Origin of the sequence: Pelagibacterium luteolum (assembly GCF_900100665.1) — a bacterium.
In the GTDB taxonomy this organism is placed as follows: domain Bacteria; phylum Pseudomonadota; class Alphaproteobacteria; order Rhizobiales; family Devosiaceae; genus Pelagibacterium; species Pelagibacterium luteolum.
Window position 1 is genome coordinate 487,857 of the sequence record NZ_FNCS01000001.1, and the last position, 16,333, is coordinate 504,189.

The 16,333-nt window shown below is 60.4% G+C and carries 17 protein-coding genes; 5 read left to right on the forward strand and 12 right to left on the reverse strand.

Annotation, left to right across the window (positions count from 1 at the left end):
• Positions 1-15: 15 nt before the first annotated feature.
• The 7 genes from BLR31_RS02315 to BLR31_RS02345 all read right to left on the reverse strand — a co-directional run bounded on the left by BLR31_RS02315 (position 16) and on the right by BLR31_RS02345 (position 6,172).
• Positions 16-405 (reverse strand): COG4315 family predicted lipoprotein, encoded by a 390-nt coding sequence (locus BLR31_RS02315; RefSeq protein ID WP_090590800.1) that lies wholly within the window; start codon positions 403-405, stop codon positions 16-18.
• A gap of 145 nt (positions 406-550) precedes the next feature.
• Entirely contained in the window at positions 551-1,117 is a 567-nt protein-coding gene (gene rplS / locus BLR31_RS02320) for a 50S ribosomal protein L19 (protein ID WP_090590803.1), read from the reverse strand.
• Positions 1,118-1,229: 112 nt separating this feature from the next.
• Positions 1,230-1,928, reverse strand: coding sequence for a tRNA (guanosine(37)-N1)-methyltransferase TrmD (trmD, locus tag BLR31_RS02325; protein ID WP_090590807.1), 699 nt, complete (start codon positions 1,926-1,928; stop codon positions 1,230-1,232).
• Entirely contained in the window at positions 1,925-2,494 is a 570-nt protein-coding gene (gene rimM, locus BLR31_RS02330; RefSeq protein WP_244504919.1) for a ribosome maturation factor RimM, read from the reverse strand. Before rimM ends, trmD begins: the two co-directional genes overlap by 4 nt.
• Positions 2,495-2,499: 5 nt before the next feature.
• Entirely contained in the window at positions 2,500-2,913 is a 414-nt protein-coding gene (rpsP, locus tag BLR31_RS02335) for a 30S ribosomal protein S16 (protein ID WP_090590813.1), read from the reverse strand.
• A gap of 37 nt (positions 2,914-2,950) precedes the next feature.
• A complete protein-coding gene (ffh, locus tag BLR31_RS02340) occupies positions 2,951-4,510 on the reverse strand; it encodes a signal recognition particle protein (protein ID WP_090590817.1) in 1,560 nt (519 codons plus the stop codon).
• A 225-nt stretch (positions 4,511-4,735) separates the two neighbouring features.
• Complete coding sequence (locus tag BLR31_RS02345) at positions 4,736-6,172, reverse strand: methyl-accepting chemotaxis protein (RefSeq protein WP_090590821.1); 1,437 nt, start codon at positions 6,170-6,172, stop codon at positions 4,736-4,738.
• A gap of 184 nt (positions 6,173-6,356) precedes the next feature.
• Between BLR31_RS02345 and dapF the strand changes: the two genes are divergently transcribed.
• Genes dapF through BLR31_RS02365 form a run of 4 tightly spaced genes read left to right on the forward strand, consistent with a single transcriptional unit; the run spans position 6,357 to position 10,506 of the window.
• Positions 6,357-7,226: a diaminopimelate epimerase gene (dapF, locus tag BLR31_RS02350; protein ID WP_090590825.1), complete on the forward strand. Its 870-nt coding sequence runs from the start codon at positions 6,357-6,359 to the stop codon at positions 7,224-7,226.
• Positions 7,223-8,485: a tRNA (N(6)-L-threonylcarbamoyladenosine(37)-C(2))-methylthiotransferase MtaB gene (mtaB, locus tag BLR31_RS02355; protein ID WP_090590828.1), complete on the forward strand. Its 1,263-nt coding sequence runs from the start codon at positions 7,223-7,225 to the stop codon at positions 8,483-8,485. Before dapF ends, mtaB begins: the two co-directional genes overlap by 4 nt.
• Positions 8,482-9,813 (forward strand): signal recognition particle-docking protein FtsY, encoded by a 1,332-nt coding sequence (gene ftsY, locus BLR31_RS02360; protein WP_090590832.1) that lies wholly within the window; start codon positions 8,482-8,484, stop codon positions 9,811-9,813. The genes mtaB and ftsY overlap by 4 nt, the downstream gene beginning before the upstream one ends.
• A 6-nt stretch (positions 9,814-9,819) precedes the next feature.
• Positions 9,820-10,506 carry a septation protein A gene (locus BLR31_RS02365; protein ID WP_090590836.1) on the forward strand — a complete coding sequence of 229 codons (687 nt, stop codon included), beginning with the start codon at positions 9,820-9,822 and terminating at the stop codon, positions 10,504-10,506.
• Here the strand turns inward: BLR31_RS02365 and BLR31_RS02370 are convergent, their stop codons facing one another.
• Genes BLR31_RS02370 through ccmA form a run of 5 tightly spaced genes read right to left on the reverse strand, consistent with a single transcriptional unit; the run spans position 10,507 to position 13,263 of the window.
• The gene (locus tag BLR31_RS02370) at positions 10,507-11,058 is read right to left on the reverse strand and encodes a DsbE family thiol:disulfide interchange protein (protein ID WP_090590840.1); all 552 of its coding nucleotides are present in this window, start codon (positions 11,056-11,058) and stop codon (positions 10,507-10,509) included. It lies immediately after the preceding gene.
• Positions 11,055-11,216, reverse strand: a complete 162-nt coding sequence (locus BLR31_RS21315) for a heme exporter protein CcmD (RefSeq protein WP_143009296.1) — start codon at positions 11,214-11,216, stop codon at positions 11,055-11,057. The genes BLR31_RS02370 and BLR31_RS21315 overlap by 4 nt, the downstream gene beginning before the upstream one ends.
• Complete coding sequence (locus BLR31_RS02375) at positions 11,213-11,983, reverse strand: heme ABC transporter permease (RefSeq protein WP_090590843.1); 771 nt, start codon at positions 11,981-11,983, stop codon at positions 11,213-11,215. The genes BLR31_RS21315 and BLR31_RS02375 overlap by 4 nt, the downstream gene beginning before the upstream one ends.
• The gene (ccmB, locus tag BLR31_RS02380; protein ID WP_090590847.1) at positions 11,984-12,646 is read right to left on the reverse strand and encodes a heme exporter protein CcmB; all 663 of its coding nucleotides are present in this window, start codon (positions 12,644-12,646) and stop codon (positions 11,984-11,986) included.
• Positions 12,643-13,263: a heme ABC exporter ATP-binding protein CcmA gene (ccmA, locus tag BLR31_RS02385; RefSeq protein ID WP_090590850.1), complete on the reverse strand. Its 621-nt coding sequence runs from the start codon at positions 13,261-13,263 to the stop codon at positions 12,643-12,645. Before ccmA ends, ccmB begins: the two co-directional genes overlap by 4 nt.
• A gap of 253 nt (positions 13,264-13,516) precedes the next feature.
• Here ccmA and acnA point away from each other — a divergent pair, with 253 nt between their 5' ends.
• Positions 13,517-16,285 carry an aconitate hydratase AcnA gene (gene acnA / locus BLR31_RS02390; RefSeq protein ID WP_090590854.1) on the forward strand — a complete coding sequence of 923 codons (2,769 nt, stop codon included), beginning with the start codon at positions 13,517-13,519 and terminating at the stop codon, positions 16,283-16,285.
• Positions 16,286-16,333 lie beyond the last annotated feature (48 nt).

The following is a 16,333-nucleotide window of genomic DNA, read 5'->3' on the forward strand; positions in this document are numbered from 1 at the left end:
CCGCGCCGAGGGCGCTTATGGCCGCGCCACGTCCCAATTACCTCCGACCCCATCGCCGGTGGTCATACCCGGTTCGGTGTCCTCGATCCAATAATAGAGCGGCATGCCGTCCTTTGCCCAGACCATCGTTCCATCGGTACGCTCGACGATGGAATAGGGGTCTTCGGCGACGTCGCCTTCCTCGGCAAAGAACGGCGGCCAGTTGACGGCGCATTGCTCATAGCAATTGGACACGCCAGGCTCGTCATTGGCAAATGTGTAGAGAACCATGCCGTCGGCATCGGCGATCACCTCGCCGATATCGGTCTCGAGCGTTTGGACATCCGGGGCGGCCAACGCGACGCCGGTCGCAAGGACAAGGCCGACGCCGGCATAGCCCAGTCTTGATAAGAATTTCGTCCGCATAACGATCTCCCTTTGGGTTAGTGAGCGACCGGGGCCTAGCCCTGTCCTCGACACTAAGACACCAAAGAGAGACCGATTATTCTCGGTAGAACGAAAAAACCCGGCCACAAGGACCGGGTCTTAAATCTTGCGTAGCAAGGCGGGATTATTCGCTCTTGTTGTCTTCGGCCGGTGCTTCGTTGGCAGCAGCGGCTTCAGCGGCGGCGGCCTCTTCGGCGGCCTTCTTGTCAGCGGCTTCCTTGGCTGCGGTCTCGGCGGCCAGAGCCTCTGCAGCGGCAACCTTTTCCGCTTCGCGCGCGGCGCGGGCGTCGGACGCAACCTGGCGCTCATCGGCCTCGATGCGCTTGGTGCGGGCGTTGGTCGATTCGAAAATACGAGCCGACTTACCGCGACGATCGCGCAGGTAGTAGAGCTTGGCGCGACGGACCTTACCGCGCTTCAGGATTTCGATGCGATCGATCATCGGCGAGTGGATCGGGAACACACGTTCCACGCCTTCACCGTAGGAGATCTTGCGAACCGTAAAGCTCTCCATCAGACCGCCGCCGGAGCGCGCGATCACGACGCCTTCATAGGCCTGAAGACGTTCTTTTTCGCCTTCACGGATCTTGACCCAGACCTTGACGGTATCGCCATGGGAGAATTCGGGAATGGAGCGCTTTGCAACAAGCGCTTCGAGCTGCTCTTTCTCGAGCTGCTGAATGATGTTCATCTTATTTATCCGTTCTGATCTTTTCGCTGGAGCCCTTATGGGCCCGGTCTTGTTTGGACGGCGGGGATACCCCGAAAGTCGAGCGCGCTATACACGCCTTGGGGCCTAGAGTCTAGGGCTTTTGCGGCAATCTGGCCCAGAGATCGGGGCGGCGCTCGCGCGTCAAAGCTTCAGATTGCTCACGTCGCCATTTTTCGACCCGACCATGATCGCCGGACGTGAGGATTTCGGGAATGTCGCGGCCCTCGAAACTCTGCGGGCGGGTATATTGCGGATATTCGAGCAGGCCGTTCTCAAAACTCTCGTCAGCATGGCTCTCGGCAGCGCCTAGAACACCGGGCAGCAACCGCACTACGGCTTCGAGGAGCACCATGGCCGCCACTTCACCCCCCGCCAGCACATAGTCGCCGATCGAGATTTCCTCGAGCAGCCGCGCGTCGATGACCCGCTGGTCGATGCCCTCGAACCGCCCGCAGACGATCACCGCTCCAGGTCCGGCGGCAAGCCCGCGCACCCGTGCCTGCGTCAAAGGCTTGCCACGTGGGCTCATGAGAATTTTGGGACGCGGATCACCTGGAGGCGCAACCGCGTCGAGCGCAGCCGCCAGGATATCAGGCCGCAGCACCATACCCGCGCCGCCGCCCGATGGGGTGTCGTCCACGGTGCGGTGCTTGTCATGTGCATAATCGCGCAGGAAATGCGTGTCGAGCGACCAGGCACCTTTCTCGATGCCTCGACCGATGACGGATGCACCGAGCGGGCCTGGAAAGAGATTGGGAAACAGCGTGATGACAGAGGCGCGAAAACTCATGCGCCCTCTTCGGGATCACGATCCTCGGGGTCGCGTGGCGTTTCGTCCAGCCAGCCTTCGGGCGGAATGGCGATCATATAGCCCTGGGCGATGTGAAGTTCGGGCACCACGGCTTTGGTGAACGGCAGATAGACCGATTTGCGGGTCTCTTGGAGCTTGATGTCGAGCAGATCGTCGGAGCCGAAGTTCTCAACGCTTGTGACGATGCCCAGAACCGAACCGTCAGACTGGCGCACCTCGAGCCCGATCAGATCGGAATAGTAAAACTCGTCTTCATCGGGTTCGTCGAGCCGGTCGCGATCGACAAAGAGCGAAACGCCGTTGAGCTTTTCGGCGTCGTTGCGATCGGCAACGCCCTTGAGCGAGGCGATAACGACTCCTTTGGCCACGCGCGCCTTGGCGATCGATATCGAAAGGCCCTTGCGGTCGGTTTCGAGCGGATCGTAATCGGCAATGGCCAGCGGGTCGGCGGTAAAGGCGGTGATCCGCACTTCACCCTTGATCCCATGGGCCGCACCGATGCGGCCCATGAGAATGCGGGTTTCAGGCTGTTTGGGCCCGGTCACCAGACTTACTCGGCAGGCGCTTCTTCGGCGGCAGTTTCGGCCGGAGCCTCTTCAGCCGGAGCATTTGCTGCTTCCTTGGCAGCTTCTTCAGCGGCCTTCTTTTCCTCGGCGCGTTCGAGCGCCTTGGCACCCGGCTTTGCCTTGTTGGGGTTGTTGCGCGCTTCGCGCTTCAAAAGACCGGCTGCATCGAGGAAACGCTCGACGCGCTCTGTCGGCTGTGCGCCGCTCTGGAGCCAATGGGTCGCGCGCTCGACATCGAGAACGACGCGCTTTTCGTCGTCCTTGGTCAGCATGGGGTTGTAGGCACCGATGCGCTCGATGACGCGGCCGTCGCGCGGGGCGCGAACGTCGGCAATCACGATGTGGTAGTAAGGGCGCTTCTTGGAGCCGGCGCGAGCCAGGCGGATTTTGGTAGCCATGATCGGTCTTTCTTTATGTCTGATCGTTTAAGTCGGTTTACTTCTTTTTGCCCGGCAATCCGGGCAGTCCCGGGAGACCCGGGAATTTCGAGCCGCCAAGTCCGGGAAGGCCGGGCAATCCGCCCGCGCCGCCCTGCTTGACGAGTTTGGAAAAATCATCGGGCAGCTTGGTCGGATCGCCCCCCAACTGCTTGGCCATCTCTTCGAGCTGCTTGGGATCCATGTCGGGCATGCCCCCGCCATTGCCCATCATGCCCTTGCCCATGCCGCCAAACATACTGGCCAGCCCGCCAGCCCCGCCGCGCGACACCTTTTTCATCATGTCCGCCATCTGGCGATGCATCTTGATGAGCTTGTTGATCTCGGACACTTCAACCCCGGCCCCCGAAGCGATGCGCTTGCGGCGTGAGGCATTGAGCAGGTCGGGCTTTTCGCGTTCCTTGCGCGTCATCGACTGGATGATAGCGATCTGGCGATCAAACATCTTGTCGTTCGTCCGGTCGGCAGGCAGATTCTTGGCCATTGCGCCCATGCCCGGCATCATCTTCATGAGCGATGCCATGCCGCCCATCTTTTTCATCTGCTCGAGCTGGCCTTTAAGATCGTCAAGATCGAACTGGCCCTTCTTGAGCTTTTTGGCCATCTTCTGGGCGTCTTCGGCCGTGACGTTGGCCGCTGCCTTTTCGACGAGCGAAACGATGTCGCCCATGCCCAGAATACGGTCGGCGATGCGCTTGGGATGGAAATCTTCCAGCGCATCCATCTTTTCGCCGACACCGATCAGCTTGATCGGCTTGCCGGTTGCCGCGCGCATGGAGAGCGCAGCACCGCCTCGCCCATCGCCATCAACGCGCGTAAGGACGATACCGGTGACATCGACGCGGGTATCGAACGAGCGCGCCAGATTGACGGCGTCCTGACCGGTCAGGCTGTCTACGACGAGCAGGATTTCATGCGGATTGGAGACACGCTTGATCTCGGCCGTTTCCGCCATCAACTCTTCGTCGATATGCGTGCGACCGGCGGTATCGAGCATCACAACGTCATAGCCACCCGTCCGGGCGCTGGAAATCGCACGCTTGGCGATCTCGACGGCAGACTGGTTGGGCACGATCTCGAGAACGTCGACGCCGATCTGGCCACCAAGCGTCTTCAGCTGCTCCATGGCCGCCGGACGGCGCGTATCGAGCGAGGCGAGAAGAACGCGTTTGCCCTGCTTGTCTTTCAGGCGCTTGGCGATCTTGCCGGTGGTCGTCGTTTTACCCGAGCCCTGAAGACCGACCATGAGGATCGGGACGGGCGCAGGTGCGTTGAGGGAAATGGGCGACGCCTCTTCGCCCAGAACGGCGACCAGTTCGTCATGGACGATCTTGATCACCTGCTGGCCCGGCTTGACCGAGCGGGTGACTTCCGCACCCACGGCGCGCTGGCCGACCTGTTCGGTGAACGCCCGCACCACTTCGAGCGACACGTCGGCCTCGATCAGCGCGCGGCGGACTTCGCGCAGCGCCGCTTGGACATCGGCTTCGCTTAGCGCACCCCGTCCGGTAATCCCGGAAAAGATCTTGCCCAAGCGGTCTGACAGGCTCTCAAACATTCGCGTTCGCTCATTTTTCGTGTCGGTATGATGGAGACGAATATGGGTTGCAAACCGGTCAAATGCAAAACGCACCCGCGGGCGCAACGCGCTGACGGGTGGTGACCGGTTGTCTCGTTGAGATCAACCCAGTGACTCGTTAATCCATCAATTCTGACAGAAGGTCGAGGCGGCTTATAGGGTTCGCGCCGCCGCGAGTCAATTGGACGGGCCGGATTTTAGTCCCTACGCGACAGTATAGGCGAGGCGCAATCCGCCCCAATGGCGGCCATTGACCATGATGGGCACAGAGCAATCCTTCATTAATACAAACTGCCCACCGCCCATGTCCCGGCGATACGTCTGAAGGAGGAAGGGCTTGGTGCTTCGGCCCGCCGAAAGCCCGGTGCGATCGTCAAATATGCGCCGATTGCGGCAATGAGCTGCGTTCCAAACCGGATCATCACCCTGGGGATGCGCATATTTGAGGTTGTGGGTCGGAAGGTATCCATTCCGATCGACCGCTGCGCAAAACGCCACGCGTTTATCGAAATCGAGCACAGGTTCCTGGATAGCCGGCAGGCACGCATCGGTCAGCGCCACGAACCGCGTCATCACCTGACGCGGATTGCTGCCCGGGATGGGTCTGTAGTCATCATCGAACAATGACCCCATGGCAATCTTGCCTGACCCGATCGCTTGGGAAAAGACGTCCGAAATCATCGCAGCACGTTCGGTGCACAGCTTGATGAACGGGGTGTCCGATGTTTCGACGCCGCTCTGGGCGATAAACAGGATAAAATCTTCGGAGATTGAGAGGATCGACTGCGCCCGGCCTTCGGCTTTGCCCAGATGGGACGTGCTCTGATCAAAGGAATCCGAAAGTGCATCGAGCCCCATCTGCACCGCTGCAAAGCTCTGGCCGTTCGATTTGACCGGCGCATGCATGCGCTCGATACCTGCAACGAGCGTATCGACCGACCCGACCAGGCGGGAGAGTGATTCCGTCGCTTCACTGGCCGCCTTAGTCTGTTCCAGGGCATCGCGCGCCATCTCGGCATTGTCCTTGGCGCGAACACGCAATTCGCCCAGGACCGTTTCCATCGACCCCAACTGCGTGGCGATTTCGCCCGAAAACCCCTGGATTTGATCGGCCAGAGATTTGACCGCCTGGGCGATGATGGCAAATCCGGCGCCTGCCTCGCCGGCTCGCGCGGCCTCGACACTGGCGTTGAGGGCCAAGAGCCGTGTTTCGCGAGCGATCTGCCCGATGGCCGCGCTGGCGGCATGAACCCGGCGCGAGGTTACTTCGACATTTTCGAGCGTCTCGCGCACTTTGAGCGCGCCGTCGCCGAGATCGTGCATGGTCCGCGCGCTGGTATCAACGACGCCGCTTAAAACACTGGCGCTGCTGTCGATGACCGAACGCGTTTCATGCGCCAACGCCAGGGACGCATCCATAGACGTGTCGAGTTCCGCCGTCGCCGCGCCCATATCGGCCGCTGCGCCCATGACGGTGCGTGTGTCGTCTGCCTGTTTCTGACTTGCCGCCGAAAGATCGGCAATCAAGCCGACAATGTCGGCAATAGCTACGCCCAACCTGCCAGCGCGCTCACCGATCGGGGCGAGCGTCTGGGCGATATCGGTTAGAGCGCGCTCCTCCTCATGTGGCTGGGCCAGCATGATCCCTCCTCGCGCTTGGTAAACAACGATCCTAAAGAGCAATCCCGTAACAAGCCCTTAACCACATCCCACACGCAATGCGCGATCCGATATCCCGCCGGTGCTGGAAATTGTGGCGCGTTTGCTCCATATAGTGCCCATATCGCTGTTGCCCTTCGGCAGCAGCCGGAAATCGAGATTTGCGATGCGCGCGACAGCACTGCCCTATTTGAAGATGAATGGTTTGGGGAACGACTTCGTTGTTCTTGATGCGCGCGCTGAAAATATCCGCCTTTCGCGCGATCAGGTGCGCGCCATTTCCGATCGCACCAATGGGATCGGTTGCGACCAGCTGATCATCATCGAGCCCGATACCGTCGCCGGCATCGATGCTTTTATGCGCATCTATAATGCCGAGGGTGGCGAGGTCGACGCATGTGGCAATGCAACGCGCTGCGTGGCTGGTCTCCTCGCTGAGGAGACAGGCGATACCAGCGTTACGATCCGCACCAATGCCGGCATTCTGGCAACGCGGATCGCCGGGGAACTCGTCACCGTCGATATGGGTGAGCCGAAGTTCGACTGGGCGCAAATACCGCTCTCCGAACCCTTTGCGGACACGACGGGTATCGAACTCCAGGTTGGCCCGATCGATGCGCCAGTCCTCCACACGCCGTCAGTCGTCAATGTCGGCAATCCGCACGCCATTTTCTGGGTCAAGGATCTCGACGCGCACGATCTGGGCCGCTTTGGCCCTCTGCTCGAAAACCACCCGCTGTTTCCCGAGCGCGCCAACATCACAATCGCCCAGGTGATCGCCGACGACTATATCAACGTGAAGGTCTGGGAACGCGGTGCTGGCCTGACACTGGCCTGCGGCACGGCAGCATGCGCCACCGCCGTCGCTGCTGCACGCAAGGGCCTGACCGGCCGCAAGGTCACCGTCGAACTGCCCGGGGGACCGCTGGAGATCGAATGGCGCGAAAGCGACGACCATATCCTCATGACAGGCCCATGGACCCTTGATGGCGAGGGCGTCATCTCGCCTCAGCTTTTGGGGGAAGACGCCGCATGAGCATCGAAGCGATCACCTTTGGTTGCCGGCTCAATGCTTATGAATCTGAAGTGATCAAGGCCGAGGCGCAAAAATCGGGCCTTACGGACGCGATCATCGTCAACACCTGCGCGGTGACCGCCGTTGCGGTGCGCCAGGCGCGGCAAACGATCCGCAAAGTCCGGCGAGACAATCCCGGCGCCAAGATCATCGTTACCGGCTGCGCGGCGCAAACCCAGGCGCGCGACTTCGGCAACATGGCCGAAGTGGATCTCGTCATCGGCAACAACGACAAACTCAAGGCGGAAAGTTATGCCCCGCTCGCGTTCGGCGTGCCGCTGAACGACAAGGTTCAGGTCAACGACATTATGAGCGTGACCGAAACCGCTGGTCATTTGATCGATGGACTCGATGGCCGCGTGCGCGCTTTCGTGCAGGTGCAGAACGGCTGTGACCACCGCTGCACCTTCTGCATAATTCCCTTCGGCCGTGGCCCGTCGCGCTCGGTACCGATGGGCGTGGTCGTCGACCAGATCAAACGATTGGTGGGCAATGGCTATTCCGAAATCATCCTCACCGGAGTCGATATCACCTCCTACGGCGGCGATTTGCCTGGGACGCCGACCCTTGGCAAGCTGACGCAGGCGATATTGAAACACGTGCCCGATCTGCCACGTTTGCGGATTTCCTCGATCGATTCCATCGAAGCCGACTCTGCGCTCTATGATGCGGTCGGCGATACTCGCCTCATGCCGCACTTGCACCTGTCGCTGCAGTCGGGTGACGACATGATTTTAAAGCGCATGAAGCGCCGGCACAGCCGCGCCGATGCGATGGCGATCGTGGAAAAACTGCGCGGCGTGCGCCCCGACATGGTGTTCGGTGCAGATATCATCGTTGGTTTCCCGACCGAAACCGACGCCATGTTCGAAAATACCTTGGCCTTCGTAACCGAAGCTGATTTGACATATCTACACGTCTTTCCCTTTTCCCCGCGTGAAGGTACGCCAGCCGCGCGGATGCCGCACGTTGCGCCGTCCATCGCAAAAAGGCGCGCCGCACAATTGCGTGCGGTTGGCGATCGGCAATTTGCCCGCCTTTGTGCCTCCCGTGTCGGTGGTACCGAAAAAATCCTGGTCGAGCATGGCGGTCGGGGTCGCACGGAACACTTCATTCCCGTGTCGGTTGAACAGGGACAGCCGGGCGACATCATGCCTGTCGAAATCCAGTCGCACACTTTAAATGGGCTTGTTGCCCGCCCTACCAAGGTTGCCGCATGAGCGAAGATAAAAAGCCCGGGTTCTGGGGTCGCCTGTTCGGCCTCGACCAGCCGCAGCCCAAATCGGACACCGAACAGGCGCTTGAGCGCGCAACCGACGAAAACCGCGGTGAAGAGGAAGCGCTCGAGGCTCTGCGCGCGCGGAGAGAGACGCCTGACGAGCCAGTCGAAGAAACGGTACCCGATGGAGCGCCAGACAGCCGCGATGCTGCGCCTCCCGAAATGCAGGCCGAGTGGCTTAAAGAGGGCCACCCCAATCCCCCCGCGCACGAGCCGCCAACGCCAGATGACGTCACCGACCCCTTCGAGCATCCCGATGCCATCGAGGACGCTGTGGCTGTCGAGCAGGCGGAGCCAGCTGTCGAGCCGCCACCGCTCGCCACCCCGATCGTGCCCGCCCCTGGGACCGCGCCACAGAACTGGTTCCAGCGCCTCAGCTCTGGCCTAAAGCGCTCCTCGGACAATCTGACGTCTTCGATCAGCGCCATTTTCACCAAGCGCAAGCTCGACGATCAGACGCTCCAAGATCTCGAGGACACACTGATCGCGGCTGACCTTGGCATCGATACCGCGATGGCCATCACCGACAAACTACGGGCCGAAAAATTCGACAAGGATGTTTCGACTGATGACGTGCGCGCTATTCTCGCCGCGGAAGTCGAGAATGTGCTAGGCCCCGTTGCCGTCCCGCTATCGATCCCCATCGCCACGACGCCGTTTGTGATCCTCATGGTCGGCGTCAACGGGTCAGGCAAGACGACCACCATCGGCAAGCTCACCGCCCGGTTCAAGGCGGAGGGAAAATCGGTGCTCCTCGCTGCCGGCGACACGTTTCGCGCCGCTGCCGTCGAACAGCTTCAAGTCTGGGGACAGCGCAACGATGTTGAAGTGCTCACTCGTCCGACGGGCGCCGACGCTTCGGGTCTGGCCTTCGATGCCGTTGCCAAGGCCCAGGAAACTGGAACCGATATCGTCATTATCGATACCGCTGGACGGTTGCAGAACCGCGCGGAGTTGATGGACGAACTGGAGAAGATAATCCGCGTGATTAAAAAGCGCGACGCGAGTGCCCCGCACGCAACGTTATTGACCCTTGATGCGACCACCGGGCAAAATGCCCTCAATCAGGTCGAAATCTTCGGTCAAAAGGCAGGGGTGACGGGTCTCGTGATGACCAAGCTCGACGGCACGGCGCGCGGCGGCATTCTGGTTGCCATCGCGAAAAAGTTCGGGCTGCCCATTCATTATATCGGCGTTGGAGAGTCCATCGGCGACCTCGAACCCTTCCGCGCTGACGAGTTCGCGCGGGCTATCGCCGGCAAGGAGTAAGACACAATGGCAGATATCGACGCCAAATCGCGTGACGCAAGCCTCGACGATCTAAAGCCCGCGATTACGAAGCTCTCGCTCGAACTGGGCCCGCTCGTTGTATTCTTTATCGTCAACGCGCAGGGCGAGCGCATTCTTGAGGCCTTTCCCGTGCTTCAGGACTGGTTCACCCAGCCGATCATCTTTGCGACGGCGGTCTTTATGGTCGCGATGGCGATTTCGCTCGTCCTGTCCAAAATGATCTTGAAGCGCATTCCCGTAATGCCACTGGTTACCGGCGTTGTGGTGCTGGTGTTTGGCGGCATGACGCTTTATTTCCAGGACGCGCTGTTCATCAAGCTCAAGCCCACCATCACCAATGTGCTGTTTGGCTCAGTGCTTTTGGGCGGGTTGTTATTCGGTCAATCCCTGCTGCGCTATGTCTTTGGTGAAGTTTACAAATTGCAGGATCGCGGCTGGTATCTGATGACGCTGCGCTGGGGCATATTCTTCTTCGTCCTAGCCGCGCTCAATGAAATCGTCTGGCGCAATTTTTCTGACGATTTCTGGGTCGGATTCAAGGTCTGGGGCATCATGCCCATCACCATGATCTTCGCCATGGCGCAATTGCCGCTTTTGACCAAATACGCAGCGCAGGATGAAAAGCCTCGTCCAGTCGACACCGCAGCGGAAGCCGCACAGACCGAGATGTGATCAGGCCGGTTCGGCCGCAGCAGCAATGGCGGGCAGCAATACGTTTTCGTAGCTGTCCGCATCAAGCGGGCCGACATGCTTGAATCGGATCACGCCATCATTGTCGACGACGAAGGTTTCGGGCACGCCATAAACGCCCCATTCGATCCCGACGCGGCGGTCGCGATCTGAACCCACCGCGTCATAGGGATTGCCGAGCTCGGCCAGGAACGCGCGCGCGTTATCGGCCGGGTCGTCGTAGTTGATGCCGTAGATCAGGACATCGCGCTGGGCGAGGTCCATGAGCATTGGATGTTCGTCACGGCACGGCACGCACCAGCTTGCAAAGACGTTGACCACAACGACGCCCTGGCCTGATAGATCTGCCGTTGCAAAACCGGGTTGGTCGTGGCCCTCGACTGCCGCTAGGGCGAAATCGGGCACCGGTTTGTCCAGCAGCGCGGAAGGCACGAAGCTCGTTGAACGTCCCATTTGCGTTGCAAAGACACCGAGTAACGCAACGAGCACCACGAGCGGTAAAATTGCCAAAGCGATACGAACCGGACGCGTCATTGCAACTTGCGCGCCGCCCGCGCCGCTTCAAGCTCGGACACCCGCGCTTTGGCGCGTATGGCAGAAACGATCGTCCACCCCGTGAGGGCCGCAACGATAGCAAACGCGCCACCATAGGCTGCAGCGATGAATTCCCAATGCTGGCCGAGTTCGATCATGCCGCGCCTCCCGCAGCGCGCGCCTGCGCCAGTTCCAGAGACCTGATACGACGACGCGTGATTTCGGTGCGCATACGCACCAAATGCAGGGTCATGAACAACAGCGAAAACGCCAGCGTCATGACCAAGAGCGGCACGAGGATCGACCCGTCGACTGTGGGACCATCCATACGGAACACCGAGGCCGGCTGATGCAGCGTCTGCCACCAGTCGACCGAGAACTTGATGACGGGGATGTTGACGGCGCCGACAAGTGTGACCACGGCAACGATACGCGCGGCCTTGAGCTGATCGTCAAAGGCCCGCCAGAGCGCGATGATACCGAGATAGATAAAGAGGAGGACAAGCGTCGACGTCATGCGACCGTCCCATTCCCAGAACGTGCCCCAGGTGGGACGTCCCCACATCGAGCCGGTAAAGAGCGCCAGCGCGGTAAACGCCGCCCCGAGGGGCGCTGCCGCCTTTTGGCTGACATCGGCCATAGGATGGCGCCAGACGAGCGTGCCGATCGCCGAGGCAAACATCACTGCGTAACAGAACTGGCTTAGCCAGGCCGTGGGCACGTGCACATACATCATGCGCACCGTATCGCCCATCTGGTAATCGGCGGGTGACGCCAGGAACGAAAAATAGAGTCCCACACCAAAGGCGATGACGGTGATCGCCACGAGCGGCAGAACCAGATGTCTGGACCAACCCATGAACATGCCCGGATGGGCAATGCGCGTGAACCAGCCCGGATGGGCATTGGGAGATGTATCGGCCATCTATTCCCCGGAAATCTTTAATGCCAGCGCCGCGGCAAACGGTGCCAGCGCCATGCTGACCAGACTAAGCGCACACAAAAGCAGCAAAGCCTGCGTCGATGCTTCGACCCGCGTCGGATCGAAAGCACCCGTGCCGAAAATAAGCACAGGCAGGCTCAGCGGCAAGACGAGAACCGGCGCAACCAGCCCGCCACGCTTGAGGCCAACTGTCACAGCCGCCCCGATTGCGCCGAACGCGGTCAGGGCCGGCGTGCCCGCAAGAAGAGTGAGGACCGCCAGCCAGAAATTGTCGGCTGTCAGCCCCAGCACGAGGGCTAGAACCGGCATCGCGACGACCAGTGGCAACCCCGTGAGCAGCCAATGAGCGATGAGCTTGGCAAAGACAATGCCGTCAAGCGAAAGTGAAGCGTGCCGGAACAGCGCCAATGAGCCATCTTCGAAATCGGACCGAAACAATCGGTCGTGCGACAGAAGCTGGGCGAGGAGCGCTGCCACCCAGATGATGGCAGGCGCGAGTTGGGCCAGAAGAGGCCGATCCGGTCCCACCGCGAACGGCAGCAAGACGCCGACGATGACAAAGAACAAGACCAAGGTCAAAAGATCACCGCCCTGGCGCAGGCCGAGCCGAAGATCGCGCCCGATGATGGCCGTAAACGCCCTCACGCCGCGGCCCGCGAAAAATTGAGGGTTTCAACCTCTCCAGCAATGGCGATGTCGAGATGGGTGGCGATCACCGCCAGCCCCCCACTCGCGATGTGCTGTGAAATCAGCCGGGCCACCCAGTCGGCGCCTTCGCTGTCGAGCGCGCTGGTCGGTTCATCGAGCAGCCAGAGTGGTCGCGGCACGGCGATCAGCCGTGCCAATGCGAGACGCCGGGTTTGCCCGGCCGAGAGCATCCCGGCATCGATCTTGTCGAGACCTCCCAGCCCCGCTTCGCTCAGGGCCTGGGAGACAGTGCCGGCGTCGCCGCCGAGGACATCGACCCAGAACGCGAGATTTTCCGCAAGGCTCATCCCTGTCTTGATCGCTGGATCGTGCCCTACATAATGGAGATGCGAGAGCGGCTGCACGTCAGGATCGCCGCCCTCGAAAGCCGTGCTCCCCCCCTGGGGGGCCAGCAAGCCGGCGAGAACCATGAGCGCAGAGCTCTTGCCCACCCCGTTGGGCCCGCGCAAATAAAGCGCCTGACCGGAGCGAACCGTAAAACTCAAATCTGACAACACGGGCCTGCCCCCGCGGATCAGCGTGAGGTCTTTGGCCACGAGGCGCTTTTCCAGCATACGAGAAAGCCCAAAACTTTGACGAACCAAGCTCTATTGAACCAAAGTCCGGGCTGGCAAGTGCAAATTGGATTCATTATAGAGAAGACGAATTTGGTGGGGAGCGGGACAAATTTCGGGTCCGACCCCAACCCTTTCGCCTCCGGACGTGCCGGTGGCCATTGCAGCGTTGAGCTTTTTTATGACGCGATTGGTCGTTTGGCCCGGTCTCATTCGGGGGTAGTCGCAACCCTATTGAGACAAGGCGGATCGCGTGACCGAGACATCCAATAGCTTCAATGCCAAAAAGTCCCTCACCGTTGGAAACAAGGCCTATACGATCTATTCGCTGGCCGACGCTGAGCAGAACGGCCTTGATGGAATTTCAAGACTCCCCCATTCGCTGAAAGTCGTGCTCGAAAACCTGCTGCGCTTTGAAGATGAGCGCACGGTCAAGGCCGCCGATATCACGGCGGTAAAGGCATGGCTCGACGATCGCGGTCGTGCCGGTCACGAAATTTCTTATCGCCCTGCCCGCGTCCTGATGCAGGACTTTACCGGCGTTCCAGCCGTTGTTGACCTTGCCGCCATGCGCGACGCCACCGCCAAACTCGGCGCCGACCCGCAAAAGATCAATCCGCTCGTTCCCGTCGATCTCGTCATTGATCACTCGGTCATGGTGGACTATTTCGGCACACCGGGCGCCTTCGAGCAGAACGTGGCGCGCGAATATGAGCGCAATGGCGAGCGCTATGAATTCCTGCGCTGGGGTCAGTCGGCGTTCGAAAACTTCCGCGTCGTGCCTCCCGGAACCGGCATCTGCCACCAGGTGAACCTCGAATATCTCGCCCAGACCGTCTGGACAAAGACCGAAAACGGCGAGGAAATCGCCTATCCCGACACGCTCGTTGGCACGGACAGCCACACGACAATGGTCAACGGCATGGCCGTTCTGGGCTGGGGCGTCGGCGGCATTGAGGCGGAAGCGGCAATGCTCGGCCAGCCCATCTCCATGCTGATCCCCGAAGTCATCGGCTTCAAGTTTACCGGCAAGCTGCCCGAAGGCACGACGGCAACCGACCTCGTGCTGCACGTCACCGAGATGCTGCGCAAAAAGGGCGTCGTCGGCAAGTTCGTCGAGTTCTTCGGAGCGGGCCTCTCCAACCTTTCTCTCGAGGACAAGGCGACCATCGCCAACATGGCGCCCGAATATGGCGCGACCTGCGGTTTCTTCCCCATCGATAAGGAAACCATCAAGTACCTGACCGATTCGGGTCGCGAGCCCGATCGCGTAGCGCTGGTCGAAGCCTACGCCAAGGCCCAGGGCATGTACCGCACCGACGAAGACGCAGATCCGGTGTTTACCGATACGCTCGAACTCGATCTGGGCACTGTCGTGCCCTCGCTCGCCGGCCCCAAGCGCCCGCAGGACCGCGTTGCGCTAACCAACGCGGCCACCGCATTCGTCAAGGCGCTCGAAGAAATCTCGGGCGGCCGTCGCGACACAAAGGAAGTGCCCGCCGACAAGCCTGAGAGCCGCTATGTCGATGAAGGCGCGACCGGTGTCCACGATACCCCGGAAGACAATGAAAGCCACGGCTATGCCGTCGATGGCGCCCAGTACAAAATTTCGGACGGTGATGTCGTCATCGCCGCGATCACCTCATGCACCAACACGTCCAACCCTTCCGTGCTGATTGCCGCCGGCCTCGTCGCGAAAAAGGCTCGCGAGAAGGGCCTTAAGCCGCAGCCCTGGGTCAAGACATCGCTGGCGCCCGGCTCGCAGGTCGTCACCGAATACCTCACCAAATCAGGTCTGCAGGAAGATCTCGACGCGATGGGCTTCAACACGGTCGGTTATGGCTGCACGACCTGCATCGGCAATTCCGGACCGCTCGACGAATCGATTTCCAAATGCATCAACGACAACGACCTTGTTGCCGTTTCCGTGCTTTCGGGTAACCGCAACTTCGAGGGCCGCGTCAATCCAGACGTGCGCGCCAACTATCTGGCATCACCCCCGCTCGTCGTTGCCTATTCCTTGCTTGGCAAGATGACAAAGGACATCACGACAGTGCCTCTGGGCACAGGTTCGGATGGCCAGCCCGTCTATCTCAAAGACATCTGGCCTTCGTCCCAGGAAGTGGCAGAAGTGCTGCGGTCAGCGATCTCTGTCGATATGTTCCGCCGCCGCTATGGTGACGTCTTCAAAGGCGACAAGCGCTGGCAGGAAATCAAGGTCGATGGTGGCGAGACCTACAAGTGGAATTCGTCCTCGACCTATGTTCAGAACCCGCCCTATTTCGAGGGTCTGACCATGGAGCCAAAGCCGATCACCGATATCGAGAACGCTCGCGTCCTCTCGCTGTTTCTCGATTCGATCACGACCGACCACATCTCCCCGGCAGGTTCGTTCAAACCCGGAACACCGGCGGGCAAATACCTCGTCGAACGCCAGGTTTCCCCGATCGATTTCAATTCCTACGGCGCGCGTCGCGGCAATCATGAGGTGATGATGCGCGGCACGTTCGCCAATATCCGCATCAAGAACCAGATGCTCGACAACGTCGAAGGCGGCTTCACCAAGTCCCCATCCGGGGAAGTCGTGCCGATCTATGACGCTGCCATGGAATACAAAGCCAAGGGCACGCCGCTGGTGATCTTTGCCGGTAAGGAATATGGCACGGGCTCTTCGCGTGACTGGGCAGCCAAGGGCACGACCCTGCTCGGCGTTCGTGCCGTCATTGCCCAAAGCTTTGAGCGTATTCACCGCTCCAATCTTGTGGGCATGGGCGTCCTGCCTCTGGTGTTCAACGATGGCGCATCCTGGCAGTCACTGGGGATTACTGGCGACGAAACGGTCTCGATCCGTGGCCTGACCAGCATAGAGCCGCGCCAGACGCTCGAGCTCGACATCACCTATGCTGATGGCCGAAAGGAAATCGTGCCGGTTCTGCTGCGCATCGATACGCTCGATGAGCTGGAGTATTACCGCCACGGGGGTATCCTGCACTACGTGCTGCGCAATCTGGTTGCGGCGTAAGCCCAGCTCAAGCCAATGCGATCACTAAAAAAGGCGGCCCCGGGCCGC